Source organism: Novosphingobium sp. 11B (assembly GCF_054589055.1).
In genome coordinates this window covers 3,692-18,456 of record NZ_BAAILP010000235.1, presented here as the reverse complement: position 1 = coordinate 18,456, position 14,765 = coordinate 3,692, and the positions used below count along the sequence as shown (strand labels likewise).

Below are 14,765 nucleotides of genomic sequence, written 5' to 3'. Positions count from 1 at the left end.
AAGGCTGGGACCGCTGGCCGCGTAAAGCCCACCCCTCGGCAGGGCGTACTGACGATAGGTGGCATTAACAGGCCAGCGGTCCCAGCCTTCGCTGGGATGACGAAGTGTGTTGGGTGACGGGGTGCAATCAAAGTGACACATCTCGTCGCCAGCATGGAACATCTTGCCGGTCCATGGTTTTTCCCCCAAAGCGAGCGAACATGCGGGAATGGGCTGAATTCACCCTGTCGGAAAACGACCAAGGCGCCGACCATGTCCTGGCGCTGAAGGGACCGCTTTGCGTCCATTCGCTGGGCAATCTCGACGCCAAGCTGCATGGCCTGAGCGGGAATTTCACCCGCGTGGACATGTCCGGCGTCACTGATATCGACACCACTGGCGCATGGCTGGTCACGCACTATGCCAACCAGCGCGGGCTGGAGATCACCGGAGAGAACGAGCAGGCGCGCCGCCTCTTCGCCGCCATTGGCAACATGCACGAGCATGAGGCCGAGCCGGAGCCGAAGCTGCCCTTCATCACCCGTCAGTTGGACGAACTCGGCGATCTGATGGCGAACTGGGGGCAGGGCATCGTCAAGGTGCTCGACTTCCTGGGCGAACTGATCCTCGCCCTCGGCGCGGTGATCCGCCGCCCGTCGAAGCTGCGCGGCACGGCGCTGGTGTTCCACATGCAGTATGTGGGCATCAACTCGCTGTGGATCATCGGGCTGATGAGCTTCCTCATCGGCATCGTCATCGCGCAGCAGGGCGCGGTGCAGCTGGCGCAGTTCGGCGCGGAATTCTACACGATCAACCTCACCGGCCGCCTGTCGATGCGCGAACTGGGCATCCTGATGACCTCGATCATGGTCGCGGGTCGTTCGGGATCGGCCTTCGCCGCACAGATCGGCACGATGAAGCTGACTGAGGAAGTGGACGCGATGCGCACCATCGGCGTTTCGCCGGTGCAGGCGCTGGTGGTGCCGCGCGTGCTCGCCTCGATGCTGATGATGCCGCTGCTGGGCTTTTACAGCTCGGTCCTGGCGATCATCGGCGGCGCGACGATCGGCGGTCTGGCCCTCGACATTCCGTTCTGGACCTTCCTGCAGCGCACGCAGGAAGTGGTGCCGATCACCGACGTCTACATCGGCCTGATCAAGGCGCCGGTCTTCGCCCTGATCGTGGCGCTCGCGGGCTGCTACCAGGGCATGCAGGTGACCGCCAACGCCGAGGAAGTCGGCGCGCGCACGACGCAGGCGGTGGTCACCGCGATCTTCACGGTGATCGTTCTCGACGCCTTCTTCGCCATCTTCTTCACGAAAATCGGTTGGGCATGACGGACCTCTCGGACGATTATCAGGGCGAATACCCGATCCTCGTCGAAGGGCTGCGCAGCGCCTTCGGTGAGCACGTGATCCACGAGGACCTCGACCTCAAGGTCCGCAAGGGCGAGATCCTGGGCGTCGTCGGCGGTTCGGGCACCGGCAAGTCGGTGCTGATGCGCTCGATCATCGGGCTGCAGCACCCGGCCGAGGGCAGCATCACCGTGCTCGGCCACAAGATGGGCGAGGCGACCGAGGACGAGGATATCGACTTGCGCTCGCGCTGGGGTGTGCTGTTCCAGGGCGGCGCGCTGTTCTCGACCCTGACCGTGGGTGAGAACGTCGAAGTCCCGCTCAAGCAGTTCTTTCCCGAGATCACCGACAGCTTGCGGGCCGAGATCGCCCGCTTCAAGGTGCGCCTTTCGGGGCTCCCGGAAAACGCCGCGTTCAAGTTCCCGAGCGAGCTTTCGGGCGGCATGAAGAAGCGCGCCGGGCTTGCCCGTGCGCTGGCGCTGGACCCCGAACTGCTGTTCCTCGACGAGCCGACCGCGGGCCTCGACCCGATCGGCGCTGCCGCCTTCGACAGCCTGACGCGCGAGCTGAAGGAAACGCTGGGGCTTACCGTCTTCCTCATCACCCACGATCTCGACACGCTCTATGCGATCTGCGACCGGGTGGCGGTGCTGGCGGACAAGAAGGTCATCGCGGTGGGCACGATCCCGGAACTGCTGGCGCTAGACCATCCGTGGATACAGGAATACTTCAACGGCCCGCGTGGCCGCGCGGCGCTTGCCGCGAAGGACGATCCGCCAATGTCCGAAAAGGCTTTGCCGGAACACATGAAATCGGAACATGGGGCCGCCGAGGCGGTTCAAGCTAGTTCGCCGTCCGACACGGACAGCAAGAAGTCGGAGGCATAGGGGCGCAGGCGATGGAAACCAAAGCCAATCACGTCTGGGTCGGAGTCGTCACGCTCGTCCTGCTGGCGGCGCTCGCGGCGTTCGTCATCTGGATCGCGCGGCTCAACGAAGGCGCCCAGAACGAATACGACATCTTCTTCAAGCAGTCGGTGGACGGCTTGGCCAAGGGCTCGGAAGTCGGCTACGCGGGCGTGCCTTCGGGCCAGGTCACGCAGATCGAGCTGTGGCCGCAGGACCCCAGCTTCGTGCGCGTGCGCGTCAAGGTCGATGAGAAGGTGCCGATCACGGTGGGCACCACCGCGACCATCCAGGGCAGCTTCACCGGCGTTTCCGACATCCAGCTGGAAGGCGCCGTTAAGGGCGCGCCGCTGCTGACCGAGCCGGGGCCGGAAGGTGTGCCGGTCATCCCGACCAAGCGCGGCGGCTTCGGTGAGCTGCTGACCAACGCGCCGCTGCTGATGGAACGCCTCGCCACGCTGACCGAGAACCTCAACCAGCTGATGAGCGCGGAAAACCGCAAGTCGATCACCGGCATCCTCGCCAATACCGACAAGATGACCAAGGACCTGTCGCAGGCGACACCACAGCTGCGCGCGACGATGAGCGAACTGCAGGGCTCCCTGCAGCAGGCGACGCGCACCCTCGCCGCGTTTGAAGGCGTGGCGCACAAGGCTGACAACCTGCTGGGCGACGAGGGCAGTTCGCTGGCCGACCAGCTGCGCAAGACGCTGGCTTCGGCGCAGAAGTCGATGGACCAGCTCGACAAGACGATGGCTCACGCGCAACCCGCCCTGGATCAGGTGTCCGAGCAGACCCTGCCCGCCGCCGAGAGCGCGATCCGCGATCTGCGCGCCACCAGCAAGGCGCTGCGCAGCCTGACCGAGAAGATCGACGAGCAGGGCGCCGGAGCGCTGCTCAAGGGGCAGAAACTGCCCGACTATAAGCCGTGAGGGGTATCGCGATGAACCGCCACTATACGAAAAGGCTGGCTTGCGGGCTGCTCGCAGCTGTCGCCGCTTTCTCCGTCGCCGGCTGCGTCAGCCTCGGCAGCGATCCGCCGGACGACCTGTTGAAGTTGACCCCGCAGGAAAGCGCCCCTGTAGGCACCACCACCACCGGGACGCTCAGCGACGCCATTGTCGTGCTCGACCCGGAGGCCGATCGCGGCCTCGACGTGTTGCGCGTGCCGGTGACGGTCAATGCATCCAGCGTCGCCTATCTCAAGGAAGCGCTGTGGGTGGAAAAACCGACGCGCCAGTTCCGCTCCCTGCTGGCGGAAACACTGCGCGCCCGCACCGGCCAGCTGGTGGTCGAGGGCGGCGACTTCGAGGTCACCGGCAAGACGCTCATCGGCGGCCGCCTGCTGCAGATGGGTTATGACGCGCAGCGCAGCGCCGTCGTGGTACGCTTCGATGCGGTGCGCTCGGAGCGCGGCGGCGGCCCGCTGCAGACGAAGCGCTTCGAGGCCGTGGTGAACGGCGTGGAGGCCAAGGCCAAGCCGGTGGGCGCAGCGCTCAACCAGGCGGCGAACGACGTCGCGCGGCAGGTGGCGGACTGGGTCAAGGGTTGACCGCCTCGCTGCGTGGAGCGCAGGCGGAGTTTCGCCAAGGGCCAGGATTAATTTAAAAAGTCCATGGGAAGCGCCTTCGCGATATAAAAGAGACGAACGTAAAAAGTTTTCGTTCGCATATCGCGCTTAAATCACGGCAAACGAATGAATTGACGGGAAACGGTTGAAAATACCGTTTCTCGACATTTGTTTCTGTTGCTTGCCGGCAACAGTGACGCTTTGATGACAATCCAGAAACAACTCTTTGGTTTGACGGCAATTTCGCTCCCGCTAAGGGGCGCCTCCCTGCTGCCGGTAACGGTGCGGGTGCGACAAGAATATTGCAGGAGCATACCATGAAGAAGTTCGTCCCGGTGGCCGTTGCCGCCGCGCTGTTCGCCGTTCCGGCCGCCGCCCAGGCACAGGCTTTCGTGCAGGTGGAAACCGGTCTCGACTCGATCTCGGTCGGTGGCGAATCGGACGAAGGCGTCGCCTACGGCATCAGCGCCGGCTACGACATTCCCCTGTCGAACGGCCTGTTCGTCGGCATCCAGGGCACTGCCGCCGACAGCACCACCAAGGAATGCGCGTCGGCCGGTGCCGAGCGTCTCTGCATCAAGACCGGCCGCGATCTCGCCGCTGTCGTGCGCCTCGGCACCCAGGTCGGTGAGCGCAGCAAGATTTACGTGCTCGGCGGCTACACCAACGCCCGCCTGCGCGTGACTTACACCGATGGTGTCGACAGCTACGGTGAAGGCGCCAATGGCGACGGCTTCCGTCTCGGCGCAGGCGCTCAGTACGACTTGTCGGACCGCCTTTTCGTTAAGGCCGAGTACCGTTACTCGAACTACGAAAGCGATTTCAGCCGCCACAACGCGCTCGTCGCGCTGGGCGCCAAGTTCTGATCTCAGGACATGGGGCGGGCGCCGTAGGCGTCCGCTCTTGCCAAAAGACCCGCCCGGCTCTCGCCGCGGCGGGTCTTTTCCGTTTCAGCGGGAGAGTGCGGCCAGTGCGATCGCCAGCCTGAACGCCTCGAACCGGGCGGCGCGGCGTTCGGTGGCTTCCCAGTCCTCGCCCCAGAGTTCGACCTGCCAGTCGGCCTCCAGTTCGGCGGCCTTCCACAAGGCTTCGGCATCGGCGCCGGGACGGATCGCCTCCAGCGCGATGACCAGCGAGGCGGAGAGGCTCGACAGCATCTTGAGCGCGGCCAGTTCGAAATCGCTGCAGGCGTCCAGTTCGCTGCGCAGACACGCCAGCGTCGGTCCCGGCTGCGGCTTGTGGATGATGCCGGAGATGCGTGTGAAAGTGACGCCAAGCCGCGCCTCTGCGGATGAGAGCACGGGCTCCCACATTTCCATCTGCCGCTTGTAGAGCGCCTCGTCCGGGTCGGCGCGGTAGCACAGAGTGTCGGTCTCGGCGTAAGGCAGCAGTTCGGCGATGACGGTGCCGCGCGCGGGCGCGACGGCGTCGATCGCGAAGTCGGCAAGGTCGCGGTAGTGGAAGGTCGCGGTGTCGATCTCCTCGCCCTGTCTGGCCCATTCGGCGGCCAGCGCCTGCGCCAGCGCCTGCGTCGGCACGACTTGCGGGCGGCCGCCTGCGGTGCGGATTGGGCGGCCGTCGAGGACCGCGCGCCAGCCCGAGTCTTCCGGGCCGTTTTCGGTCTGCTCGGCGGTCGCTTCCTTGTAGAAACGCTTCATTTGGGTGTGCGCCACTTTCTGATGAGAATCGCGGGCAGGACGAAGGCGTCGATCAGCCCGTTGGCGAGGAGGAGGTAGGCGACCCATGCCGGCGCGCCGGGAAAGATACGGCCTTGCGTCATCAGCAGGCCGAGCACGACGAAAGCGACACCGGCGATGCGCACGATATTGATGATCGCGAAGCGCAGCGCTGCGGGATCGCGATCGGGTTTCGGCTGGCTCACCTGAGCAAGTGCTCCAGCAGTTGCGCCGGGGTCTCGGCGACCATTTCGGCGCCCGCTTCGGACAGTTCGCGCGGGTGGTGATAGCCCCAATCCACGCCGACCGCGCGGACTTGCGCGGACGTCGCCATCTGCATGTCGTAGGCCGTGTCGCCGATCATCACGGCTTCCGACGCCTGCGCGCCCGCTTCGAACAAAGCCTCTTCCAGCATCGCGGGGTGGGGCTTGGAGGGATGACGGTCGGCGGTCTGGAGCGTCACGAAGAGGTCGGCGATGCCGTTCGCCTCAAGGCAGAAGCCGAGGCCGCGATCCGACATGCCGGTGGCGACGCCCAGCGTCCAGCCATTCGCATGAAGGGCGCGCAAGGTGTCCTCGATCCCCGGGAACAGCGGCTGGGCGACACGGCCCTGTTCGCGCGCGGTGCGGAACGAGAGCTTGTAGGCCTCGGCCATGGCGTGTTGCTGCTCGACGTCCGAATCGGGCAGCAACTGGCGGATCGCCTGAGGCAGCGAAAGCCCGACCGCACGCCGGATGCTCCCGCGCGTCGGTGAAGGCAGCGAGAAGGCGGCGAAGGCCGCCTCCATCGCCTCGCAGATCGGCGCCTGCCCATCGACGAGGGTGCCGTCGCAGTCGAAGACCGCCAGTTTCACCGGGACCTGCCTCGCGGCGCGCCGCCGGGCTTGGGAGCGGAGCGCGCTGCGCCCGTGCGCGGACCGGAAGGCTTGCCACCGGGACGTGCGGGCTTGCCGCCCGGCTTCCCGAACGACTTGCCCGCAGGCTTTCCGGGCGCCTTTCCACCGGGCTTCCCACTAGGCTTGCTCAGCCGCGTCTGGCCCGAGCCGGGGCCATCGCTGCGCTTGCGGCGCTCGCCCCGGCGTTCCTTGCGATATTCCTTGGCGTGCTGCTTGGCGGCCTTCTTCTGGTCTTCCTTGGTGAACTCGGCCGGAGCCTCGATCTCGGCGTCGCCTTCCGATTCGACGAAGCCCAGTTGCTCCAGCGAATTGGCGAAGTGTTCCGGAAGAGGAGCGGTGACGTCCAGCGGGGCGCCGTCCGGGTGCTCGATCAGGAGGCGACGTGCGTGGAGGTGCATCTTGCGACTGATCGAGCCGGTCAGGAACGCCTCCTGCCCGCCGTACTTGCCGTCGCCGACGATCGGGTGGCCGATCGCCGCCATGTGGACGCGCAGCTGGTGGGTGCGGCCGGTCAGCGGGTGCAGCTCGACCCAGGCGGCGCGGTTGCCGGCGCGGTCGATCACGCGGTAGCGGGTGCGGGCGGTCTGGCCTTCCTTCTCGTCCACATGCATCTTCTCGCCGCCGGTGCCCGGCTGCTTGGCGAGCGGCAGTTCGATCATGCCGTCGTTGATGCTCGGCACCCCGACCACCAGCGCCCAGTAGATCTTCTTGGCGGTCCTCCCTGAGAACCGCTTGGAGAAGAACGCCGCGCTGCCCGGGGTGCGGGCGATCAGCAGGACGCCCGAGGTGTCCTTGTCGAGCCGATGGACGAGGCGCGGGCGCGGTCCCTTCTCGACATAGGCGTCGAGCAGGCCGTCGACATGCTCCTTCATGCCCGAGCCGCCTTGCGTGGCGAGGCCCGGCGGCTTGTTGAGCACGATCGCGGCGCGGTCCTGCGTCAGCACCATCGAATCGGCGAGTTCGATCTCGGCCTCGGTCAATTCACGGCGGGGGCGTTCGCCGTTGGCGCTGGCCTTCTGCTCGCCGCCGGGCGGCACGCGCAGGGTCTGGCCCGCTTCCAGCCGGGTGTCGACGTCGGCGCGCTTGCCGTCGACGCGAATCTGGCCGGTGCGCGCCCAGCGCGAGACCATCGCGAAGCCCACCTTGGGCAAGTGCCGCTTGAACCAGCGGTCGAGGCGGACGCCGTCGTCATCCTGACCGACGGTGAATTGACGGACGATATCGATATTGCTCATGCCACGCTCCGCATAACAAAAAGGCCGAGGAACAGGCCGCCGAATCCGGCGAGCAGTGACAGGGCGGTATAAAAGGCAGCGGTGGCGATCTCGCCCCGCTGGATCAAGGTGGCGAAATCGAGGCTCATCGACGAGAACGTCGTGAACCCGCCCAGCACGCCGATGCCGAGCAGCAGGCGGGTGCTCTCGCCGGAACTTCCGAGGCGGGCGAGCCAGCCGGTCAGCAGGCCCATCAGCACGCTGCCGATGACGTTGACGGTGAGGGTGCCATAAGGAAAGACGCCCGCGCGCACCGGGCCGAGCGCAGCGGTCCAGCCGCGCCCGACGAGGAAGCGCAGCCACGAGCCGAACGCGCCGCCGAGGGCCACATAGAGAGAGGCCAGTATAAAGGAAGGTTGGGGCATGGCGCCGCCTTAGCCGCGAATCGCCGGAATTCCAATCCGGCCGGGTTGAAGGTTAGGGATGAACCTGCGCGATGGGGACGCGTTTCTCGGTTTCAGGCATACTGACAGGGTAGGAAGTCAGCCCGTCAGGAAGCCGAAGGCGGGGGCGGACGGATAGGCACGAGGCGTACCGTTCGCCCATGTTGGTCCGATATGATGACTTCCTTCCCCGCTACGGCTTCATCAACCAGCGCCGCGAACCGGGCTTGGGCCTGAGTAATGGACAAAGGCTTGGGGTGTTGCTCCATGGCGTTCGATGATGGAGGGGAAGGCGGGTTTCCGCAAAGTCGGATGGCGCGGTTATGGATGCAGCCTCTTCGCCTTAACCCTTGTCTTCAGGCCGTCACTTTGCTAACGGGCCGCTCAATCAGCTGCCTCCGAGTCCGGCGGCGGCCTTTTATTGGCTCTAGATTCGCAGCACGCCGCGCCGAACCGGATGCGTGGCGGCTTCGTCTGTTTTGTGAGGTGTTTCGGTTTATGCAGATTCTCGTCCGCGACAACAACGTCGATCAGGCTCTTCGTGCGCTCAAGAAGAAGCTGCAGCGTGAAGGCGTGTATCGTGAGATGAAGCTGCGCCGTCACTTCGAGAAGCCGTCGGAAAAGCGCGCTCGCGAAAAGGCTGCCGCCGTTCGCCGCGCTCGCAAGCTTGAGCGCAAGCGCGCCGAGCGCGACGGCTCGAAGTAAGAGCTTTCCTGCGCTTTTGCGCAGGGCACCTTTAAATCTGGATCAGCGGCTTGAATGCCGCGCCGGGTTGAGCCATGAGGGCGCGGAATCACCATTCCGCGCCCTTTGTGCATCTGCAAGGGATGCCAGCCCGGGCGCTTCAAAAGAATACGAGGGCCACAGACGATGACAGAGATCACCCGCGTTGCGCTGCAGCCGATCGAAAAGGGCGCTGTTTCCAAGATCTGGATCGGTGTCGTCGCGATCGCTCTGGCCTCGGCCGGTGTGGCCTATGCCGCGCTGCCGCCCGCGCCCACCGTCAAGACGCTGACCGCCGGCACCGGCGCCTCGCCGACGATGGAAGACGTCGTGCTCATCAACTACAAGGGCATGCTGACCGACGGCAAGGTGTTCGACGAGAACAAGAACTACCCCAACCCCGTCGCGCAGTTCGTGCCCGGCTTCTCCAAGGCGCTGATGAAGATGCAGCGCGGCGGCAAGTACGACGTCACGATTCCCGCCGAGCTGGCCTACGGCGCCAACCCGCCCGCCGGTTCGCGGATCCCCGCGAACGCCGACCTCAAGTTCGAAGTCGAACTGATCGACTACAAGAGCCTCGCCGAAATCCGCCAGCAGCAGCAGATACTGCAGCAGCTCCAGCAGATGCAGGGCGGTGCTGGTGCTCCGGGCGCCCCGGGTGCGATGCCTCCGGGTGCGGCTGCGCCGGCTCCGGTTCCGGCGCAGTGAAGTCAGCGATCGCGGCGCTGCTCCTCATGGCAGCGCCCTCGGCTGTATTCGCGCAAGCTGCCGCTCCGGCTGCAACGCCCGCGGCTCCGCAAGTCAAGGTCGAGGCGATCAAGGCCGGGACCGGCGGCAAGCCGCCCGAGCATGGCTATGTGCTGATCAACTACAAGGGCATGCTGCAGGACGGCACCGTGTTTGACCAGAACGAGCAGATGCCGATGGCGCTGGACGAAGTCGTTCCCGGCTTCGCGCAAGGGTTGCTCCAGATGGAGCGTGGCGGGCGTTATCGCCTGACCATTCCGCCTGAACTCGGCTACGGCGCGCAGGCGTCCGGCCCGATCCCGGCGAATTCCACGCTGGTCTTCGAGATCGACTTGCTCGACTTCAAGACGCCTGAGGAAATTCAGGCGATGATGGCGCAGATGCAGGCTCAGGCGGCCCAGCAGCAGGGCGAGGCAGCCAAGCCCGCGCAGTAAATGCGTCGTCCCGGACTTGATCCGGGACCGGTGGCTGTCGTTAGGCGCGGCCTTGCAGCGCGCGCGATCAGGTGGGCTGTTCACGGCCAGCGGTCCCGGAGCAAATCCGGGGCGACGCAAGCTTGAAGCCTGCGCCCCCCGCTGCTAGCGCACCGCTATCGAATTTCCGCCCGCCGTGCTTCCATGCGCGGCGGGCTCAACCGTAAAGGGAAAGCCATGTCGGTCGATACCGCAACCGTGGCGAAGATCGCCAGCCTCGCGCGCATCAAGGTGAGCGAGCAGGAACTCGAGGCCATGGTGCCCGAACTGAACGGCATCCTTGCCTGGGTGGAGCAACTCGGACAAGTCGACACCGACGGTGTCGAGCCGATGACCGCCGTGATCCCCAACACCCTGCGCCTGCGCGACGACGTGATCGACGCCGACCCGCTGACCGGCGGCGACAAGCGCGACGCGGTGCTGGCCAATGCGCCCGCCGCGCAGCACGGCTTCTTCGGCGTGCCCAAGGTGATCGAGTAAGCCTTTGGATTATTCCGATCCTTCGACAAGCTCAGGATGAGCGGAGTTGGGGGAGAGAGACTTTGAATCTATCCCCGCTCATGCTGAGCTTGTCGAAGCAAGCACGGGCAGCACACAAAATCTGGAATGCAGCATGACTGACATTACCGACCTTGGCGTAGCCGCCATCCGCGACGGCATCGCCGCCGGAACCTTCTCCGCCGTCGAAGTGGCCGAGGCGTTCAACGCCAACGTCGCGGCGGCGCAGGACGCGCTGAACGCCTTCATCGTCGCCACCCCCGATCACGCGATCGCCGCCGCGAAGACCATCGACGCCAAGCGCGCCGCCGGCGAAGCGCTCGGTCCCATGGGCGGCGTGCCCATCGGCATGAAGGACCTGTTCGCCACCAACGGCGTGCAGACCACCGCCGCCAGCCACATCCTCGAAGGTTTCGTGCCGCAGTACGAATCGACCGTCTCGCAGAAGCTGTGGGATGCGGGCGCGGGCCTGCTGGGCAAGCTCAACCTCGACCAGTTCGCGATGGGCTCTTCGAACGAGAGCAGCCATTTCGGCTCGGTCGTGTCGCCCTGGCGCCGGCCTGGCAGCAATGCGCCGCTGACGGCGGGCGGCTCCTCGGGCGGTTCCTCGGCGGCGATCGCGGCGCGGCTCGTGCCTGCCGCCACCGGCACAGACACCGGCGGCTCGATCCGCCAGCCCGCCGCCTACACCGGCACCACCGGCATCAAGCCGACTTACGGGCGCTGTTCGCGCTGGGGCGTGGTGGCCTATGCCAGCTCGCTCGACCAGGCGGGCGCCATGGCGCGCGACGTGACCGACTGCGCGATCCTGCTGGAAAGCATGGCCGGGTTCGACCCCAAGGACGCGACCAGCCTGAATCTGCCGGTGCCGGACTGGGCCGCCGCTCTGTCGGGCGACCTCAAGGGCAAGAAGGTCGGCATCCCGAAGGAATACCGCGTCGAGGGCATGCCCGCCGAGATCGAGGCGATCTGGGAGCAGGGCATCGCCTGGCTCAAGGACGCGGGCGCCGAAGTGGTCGAAGTCTCACTGCCGCACACGCAGTACGCGCTGGCGACCTACTACATCATCGCGCCTGCCGAAGCCTCGTCGAACCTCGCGCGCTATGACGGCGTGCGCTACGGCCTGCGCGATCTGCCCGATGGAGCGGGTCTGCAGGACATGTACGCCGCCACCCGCGCCGACGGTTTCGGGGCCGAGGTCAAGCGCCGCATCCTGATCGGTACGTATGTGCTGTCGGCGGGCTTCTACGACGCCTATTACACCAAGGCGCAGAAGGTGCGCGCGCTGATCTCGCAGGACTTCGCCAAGGCCTTCGAGCAGGTCGACGTCCTCCTGACCCCGACCGCGCCGAGCGCCGCCTTTGCCCTTGGCGAAAGCAACGAAGATCCGATCGCGATGTACCTCAACGACGTGTTCACGGTCCCGGCCTCGCTGGCGGGCCTGCCTGCCATGTCGGTGCCGGCCGGCCTCGACGCGCAGGGGCTGCCGCTGGGTCTCCAGATCATCGGCCGCCCGCTCGATGAGCAGGGCGTGCTGAACGCAGGGCTGGCCATCGAAGGCCGCGCGGCGTTTGCGGCGAAGCCGGAGACGTGGTGGTAAGCTGGTTCGAACTGGTCGTCTCAGTCATTGAAGGGCTGGGCGACCTGTTCGCGCGGCCCTCGCGCGAAAAGGCCGCGCGGCGGCGTGAGGCGCCTGCGAAGGCGGACGCGCCGCCCCGCTCGCGCCATGGGTTCCTGCGTCCGAAACGGAGGCATCGGCCCAGCCGCTGCGTTGACGGTAATGCGGGCGAGAGGTAATACTTCCGCCGTGAAGTTCGAGTCCAACATGACGGTCAAGGGCCAGGTTACGGTGCCCAAGGACATCCGCGATGCGCTGGGCCTCAAGCCCGGTCAGGCGGTGGCGTTCGAGTTGGACGGCGACGGCAATGCCCGCATCATCCGTGCCGACGATCCGGCGCGGATCGAAGCGCGCAAGGAAGCATTTCTGGGCCGCCTGCACGAAACGCGAGCGAAATTTGCGGGCAAGGCGCTGGATCCGGACATGGACGGGCTCGAATACCAGCGCATGATGCGCGGCGACGGGCCGGAAGTGTGATCTTCGATTCGAATGTCGTCATCGACATGCTCGGCAACCGCGCTCCCGACTATTTCCACCAGCGGATCGCCGATCTGGGCGCGGCAAGCGACCTGTTCGTCAACGAGATCATCTTCGCGGAGATTTCCGGCAATTATGCCTCCGCGCAGGACGTTGCAGACCTGCTGAACGGCTTCGGGCTGAATACGGCGCGGCTTTCTCTGGCCGATTGCCACCGGGCCGGAACGGCATACAGGCAATACCGGCGCAACGGCGGCGTCCGCACCAGCATCCTGCCCGATTTCCTGATCGGCGCGCAGGCGGCGAACCGGGGCTGGCCTATTGTCACGCGGGACCGTAAGGGGTTCGCGACGTATTTTCCCGAGGTCGACTTGATCGACCCGTACATCGACACAAGTAAGGCTTGAGATGTCCACTTCCACCTATCGCATCCAGGGCGCCACCGGGGACTGGGAGGTCGTGATCGGCCTTGAAGTCCATGCGCAGGTCACGTCCAATTCCAAGCTGTTCTCCGGCTCGGCGACGGCGTTCGGCGCGGAGCCGAATACGCAGGTCTCGCTGATCGACGCGGCGATGCCGGGCATGCTGCCGGTGCCGAACGGCGAGTGCATCCGCCAGGCGGTGCGCACCGGCATGGCCATCGATGCGCAGATCAACAAGTGGTCGCGTTTCGATCGCAAGAACTACTTCTACGCCGATCTTCCGCAGGGCTACCAGATCAGCCAGCTCTACCACCCGCTCGTCGGCGAAGGCTCGCTGACGATCGAGGCGGACGAGAAGGCCGGTATCCCCGAGGACAAGGTCATCGGCATCGAGCGCATCCACGTCGAGCAGGATGCGGGCAAGCTGATGCACGATCAGCACCCGACGATGTCCTATGTGGACCTCAACCGTTCGGGCGTGGCGCTGATGGAGATCGTCAGCCGTCCGGACATGCGCTCGCCCGCAGAGGCCGGGGCCTATGTCGCCAAGCTGCGCACGATCCTGCGCTACGTCGGTTCGTGCGACGGCAACATGGACCAGGGCTCGATGCGCTGCGACGTCAACGTCTCGGTCCGCAAGCCCGGTGACGAGTTCGGCACCCGTACCGAAACCAAGAACGTCAATTCGGTGCGCTTCGTCATGCAGACGATCGAGCACGAGGCGAACCGCCAGGTCGACGTGATCGAGGGCGGCGGCAAGATCGTGCAGGAAACCCGCCTGTTCGATCCGAACAGCGGCACCACCCGCTCAATGCGCTCGAAGGAAGACGCGCACGACTATCGCTACTTCCCGGACCCGGACCTGCTACCGCTGGAACTGGACGATGCGTTCCTGGAGGCGTGCCGCGCCTCGCTGCCCGAACTGCCGGACGCCAAGCGCGCGCGCTACGAAGGCGAACTGGGGCTGTCGGCCTACAATGCCGCGGTGCTGACCACCGACGTCGATACGTTCCAGTGGTTCGAGGCGCTGCTGGCCGAGACCGCTTCGGCGCAGGGCAAGGCGCCTGCCGAAGTCGCCAAGCAGGCGGCGAACTGGCTGATCTCGGAGTTCTTCGGCGCGCTCAACAAGCTGGGCAAGAGCCTCGAGGATTCGCCGGTCAGCCATGCGCAGGCCGCCGAACTGCTGGCGCTGGTCGGCAAGGGTACGATCTCCGGCTCGATCGCCAAGCAGGTGCTTGAGATCATGCTCGAAACCGGCGACGGCGCGGGTGTCATCGTCGAGCGCGAGGGGCTCAAGCAGGAATCGGACACCGGCGCCATCGAGGCCAAGGTCGACGAAATCCTCGCCGCCAATGCCGACAAGGTTGCGCAGTACCGCGAGGGCAAGGTGGCGCTGTTCGGCTTCTTCGTCGGCCAGACGATGAAGGCGATGCAGGGCAAGGCCAACCCGCAGGTCGTCAACGAAATCCTGAAGGCCAAGCTGGGCTGAGATTTCATAGCCTGACGAAAAAGCCGCCGTGCCGTTTCTTGGGTCCGGCGGCTTTTTTGTGTCCGCTGTGCAACTCTTGTTGTCCCGGGAAGGGACTGTTCGCAATAATCCGCTTGTATTCGCAATTCGCGGTGCTATCGATTGCGCGAAGACCGGGGGGGTCTTTCCAACAATTTCGCGCTGGCGTGCCCAAGGGGCATCGTCCGCGCATTCGGCGAAGCGGGGCATCTGGCTCCGCGCGCTGCACGAGCTCACCTGGGGGGGTGAGGGGGCCCGGCATT

The 14,765-nt window shown here is 65.7% G+C and carries 19 protein-coding genes; 13 read left to right on the top strand and 6 right to left on the bottom strand.

Going from position 1 to position 14,765, the window contains the following annotated elements; genetic code table 11:
* Positions 1-200: 200 nt before the first annotated feature.
* From ACYPYD_RS20785 to ACYPYD_RS20765, 5 genes are all read left to right on the top strand, one after another.
* Positions 201-1,316 (top strand): ABC transporter permease, encoded by a 1,116-nt coding sequence (locus ACYPYD_RS20785; RefSeq protein ID WP_036523655.1) that lies wholly within the window; start codon positions 201-203, stop codon positions 1,314-1,316.
* The gene (locus tag ACYPYD_RS20780) at positions 1,313-2,221 is read left to right on the top strand and encodes an ABC transporter ATP-binding protein (RefSeq protein WP_459665244.1); all 909 of its coding nucleotides are present in this window, start codon (positions 1,313-1,315) and stop codon (positions 2,219-2,221) included. The genes ACYPYD_RS20785 and ACYPYD_RS20780 overlap by 4 nt, the downstream gene beginning before the upstream one ends.
* An 11-nt stretch (positions 2,222-2,232) precedes the next feature.
* Positions 2,233-3,171, top strand: coding sequence for an MlaD family protein (locus ACYPYD_RS20775; RefSeq protein WP_008832575.1), 939 nt, complete (start codon positions 2,233-2,235; stop codon positions 3,169-3,171).
* 11 nt (positions 3,172-3,182) lie between these two features.
* Positions 3,183-3,791, top strand: coding sequence for an ABC-type transport auxiliary lipoprotein family protein (locus ACYPYD_RS20770; protein ID WP_036523664.1), 609 nt, complete (start codon positions 3,183-3,185; stop codon positions 3,789-3,791).
* Positions 3,792-4,126: 335 nt separating this feature from the next.
* Positions 4,127-4,675, top strand: coding sequence for an outer membrane protein (locus tag ACYPYD_RS20765; protein ID WP_036523667.1), 549 nt, complete (start codon positions 4,127-4,129; stop codon positions 4,673-4,675).
* Between the two features lie 84 nt (positions 4,676-4,759).
* On the opposite strand, the gene ACYPYD_RS20760 is transcribed toward ACYPYD_RS20765, so the two are convergent.
* The 6 genes from ACYPYD_RS20760 to ACYPYD_RS20735 form a co-directional block, all read right to left on the bottom strand.
* Positions 4,760-5,467, bottom strand: a complete 708-nt coding sequence (locus ACYPYD_RS20760; protein WP_008832572.1) for an ATP12 family chaperone protein — start codon at positions 5,465-5,467, stop codon at positions 4,760-4,762.
* Positions 5,464-5,691 carry a hypothetical protein gene (locus ACYPYD_RS20755; RefSeq protein ID WP_008832571.1) on the bottom strand — a complete coding sequence of 76 codons (228 nt, stop codon included), beginning with the start codon at positions 5,689-5,691 and terminating at the stop codon, positions 5,464-5,466. The genes ACYPYD_RS20760 and ACYPYD_RS20755 overlap by 4 nt, the downstream gene beginning before the upstream one ends.
* Complete coding sequence (locus ACYPYD_RS20750) at positions 5,688-6,338, bottom strand: HAD-IA family hydrolase (protein ID WP_459665242.1); 651 nt, start codon at positions 6,336-6,338, stop codon at positions 5,688-5,690. Before ACYPYD_RS20750 ends, ACYPYD_RS20755 begins: the two co-directional genes overlap by 4 nt.
* Positions 6,335-7,615: an RluA family pseudouridine synthase gene (locus ACYPYD_RS20745; RefSeq protein WP_459665240.1), complete on the bottom strand. Its 1,281-nt coding sequence runs from the start codon at positions 7,613-7,615 to the stop codon at positions 6,335-6,337. Before ACYPYD_RS20745 ends, ACYPYD_RS20750 begins: the two co-directional genes overlap by 4 nt.
* Positions 7,612-8,019, bottom strand: a complete 408-nt coding sequence (crcB, locus tag ACYPYD_RS20740) for a fluoride efflux transporter CrcB (RefSeq protein ID WP_285016961.1) — start codon at positions 8,017-8,019, stop codon at positions 7,612-7,614. The genes ACYPYD_RS20745 and crcB overlap by 4 nt, the downstream gene beginning before the upstream one ends.
* Positions 8,020-8,144: 125 nt before the next feature.
* Positions 8,145-8,306, bottom strand: a complete 162-nt coding sequence (locus ACYPYD_RS20735; RefSeq protein ID WP_459665239.1) for a type II toxin-antitoxin system Phd/YefM family antitoxin — start codon at positions 8,304-8,306, stop codon at positions 8,145-8,147.
* Positions 8,307-8,535: 229 nt separating this feature from the next.
* Here ACYPYD_RS20735 and rpsU point away from each other — a divergent pair, with 229 nt between their 5' ends.
* From rpsU to gatB, 8 genes are all read left to right on the top strand, one after another.
* Positions 8,536-8,742: a 30S ribosomal protein S21 gene (rpsU, locus tag ACYPYD_RS20730; RefSeq protein WP_008832565.1), complete on the top strand. Its 207-nt coding sequence runs from the start codon at positions 8,536-8,538 to the stop codon at positions 8,740-8,742.
* A gap of 165 nt (positions 8,743-8,907) precedes the next feature.
* Complete coding sequence (locus ACYPYD_RS20725; protein WP_459665238.1) at positions 8,908-9,468, top strand: FKBP-type peptidyl-prolyl cis-trans isomerase; 561 nt, start codon at positions 8,908-8,910, stop codon at positions 9,466-9,468.
* On the top strand, positions 9,465-9,941 hold the full coding sequence (locus ACYPYD_RS20720; protein ID WP_459665236.1) for an FKBP-type peptidyl-prolyl cis-trans isomerase: 477 nt from the start codon (positions 9,465-9,467) through the stop codon (positions 9,939-9,941). The genes ACYPYD_RS20725 and ACYPYD_RS20720 overlap by 4 nt, the downstream gene beginning before the upstream one ends.
* 216 nt (positions 9,942-10,157) lie before the next feature.
* Positions 10,158-10,460, top strand: a complete 303-nt coding sequence (gene gatC, locus ACYPYD_RS20715) for an Asp-tRNA(Asn)/Glu-tRNA(Gln) amidotransferase subunit GatC (RefSeq protein ID WP_008832562.1) — start codon at positions 10,158-10,160, stop codon at positions 10,458-10,460.
* Between the two features lie 133 nt (positions 10,461-10,593).
* Positions 10,594-12,078 (top strand): Asp-tRNA(Asn)/Glu-tRNA(Gln) amidotransferase subunit GatA, encoded by a 1,485-nt coding sequence (gene gatA / locus ACYPYD_RS20710; protein WP_459665234.1) that lies wholly within the window; start codon positions 10,594-10,596, stop codon positions 12,076-12,078.
* A gap of 207 nt (positions 12,079-12,285) precedes the next feature.
* A complete protein-coding gene (locus ACYPYD_RS20705) occupies positions 12,286-12,573 on the top strand; it encodes an AbrB/MazE/SpoVT family DNA-binding domain-containing protein (protein WP_008832560.1) in 288 nt (95 codons plus the stop codon).
* 26 nt (positions 12,574-12,599) lie between these two features.
* Positions 12,600-12,980 (top strand): type II toxin-antitoxin system VapC family toxin, encoded by a 381-nt coding sequence (locus ACYPYD_RS20700; protein ID WP_459665232.1) that lies wholly within the window; start codon positions 12,600-12,602, stop codon positions 12,978-12,980.
* Position 12,981: 1 nt separating this feature from the next.
* Positions 12,982-14,484: an Asp-tRNA(Asn)/Glu-tRNA(Gln) amidotransferase subunit GatB gene (gatB, locus tag ACYPYD_RS20695; RefSeq protein ID WP_069708076.1), complete on the top strand. Its 1,503-nt coding sequence runs from the start codon at positions 12,982-12,984 to the stop codon at positions 14,482-14,484.
* Positions 14,485-14,765 lie beyond the last annotated feature (281 nt).

What these genes read in the sequence shown, in the direction of transcription:
- ACYPYD_RS20785 (WP_036523655.1), top strand. Translation starts at nt 201, where the DNA reads ATGCGGGAATGGGCTGAATTCACCCTGTCGGAAAACGACCAAGGCGCC.
- ACYPYD_RS20780 (WP_459665244.1), top strand. Translation starts at nt 1,313, where the DNA reads ATGACGGACCTCTCGGACGATTATCAGGGCGAATACCCGATCCTCGTC.
- ACYPYD_RS20775 (WP_008832575.1), top strand. Translation starts at nt 2,233, where the DNA reads ATGGAAACCAAAGCCAATCACGTCTGGGTCGGAGTCGTCACGCTCGTC.
- ACYPYD_RS20770 (WP_036523664.1), top strand. Translation starts at nt 3,183, where the DNA reads ATGAACCGCCACTATACGAAAAGGCTGGCTTGCGGGCTGCTCGCAGCT.
- ACYPYD_RS20765 (WP_036523667.1), top strand. Translation starts at nt 4,127, where the DNA reads ATGAAGAAGTTCGTCCCGGTGGCCGTTGCCGCCGCGCTGTTCGCCGTT.
- ACYPYD_RS20760 (WP_008832572.1), bottom strand. Translation starts at nt 5,467, where the DNA reads ATGAAGCGTTTCTACAAGGAAGCGACCGCCGAGCAGACCGAAAACGGC.
- ACYPYD_RS20745 (WP_459665240.1), bottom strand. Translation starts at nt 7,615, where the DNA reads ATGAGCAATATCGATATCGTCCGTCAATTCACCGTCGGTCAGGATGAC.
- crcB (WP_285016961.1), bottom strand. Translation starts at nt 8,019, where the DNA reads ATGCCCCAACCTTCCTTTATACTGGCCTCTCTCTATGTGGCCCTCGGC.
- ACYPYD_RS20735 (WP_459665239.1), bottom strand. Translation starts at nt 8,306, where the DNA reads ATGGAGCAACACCCCAAGCCTTTGTCCATTACTCAGGCCCAAGCCCGG.
- rpsU (WP_008832565.1), top strand. Translation starts at nt 8,536, where the DNA reads ATGCAGATTCTCGTCCGCGACAACAACGTCGATCAGGCTCTTCGTGCG.
- ACYPYD_RS20725 (WP_459665238.1), top strand. Translation starts at nt 8,908, where the DNA reads ATGACAGAGATCACCCGCGTTGCGCTGCAGCCGATCGAAAAGGGCGCT.
- gatC (WP_008832562.1), top strand. Translation starts at nt 10,158, where the DNA reads ATGTCGGTCGATACCGCAACCGTGGCGAAGATCGCCAGCCTCGCGCGC.
- gatA (WP_459665234.1), top strand. Translation starts at nt 10,594, where the DNA reads ATGACTGACATTACCGACCTTGGCGTAGCCGCCATCCGCGACGGCATC.
- ACYPYD_RS20700 (WP_459665232.1), top strand. Translation starts at nt 12,600, where the DNA reads ATGCTCGGCAACCGCGCTCCCGACTATTTCCACCAGCGGATCGCCGAT.
- gatB (WP_069708076.1), top strand. Translation starts at nt 12,982, where the DNA reads ATGTCCACTTCCACCTATCGCATCCAGGGCGCCACCGGGGACTGGGAG.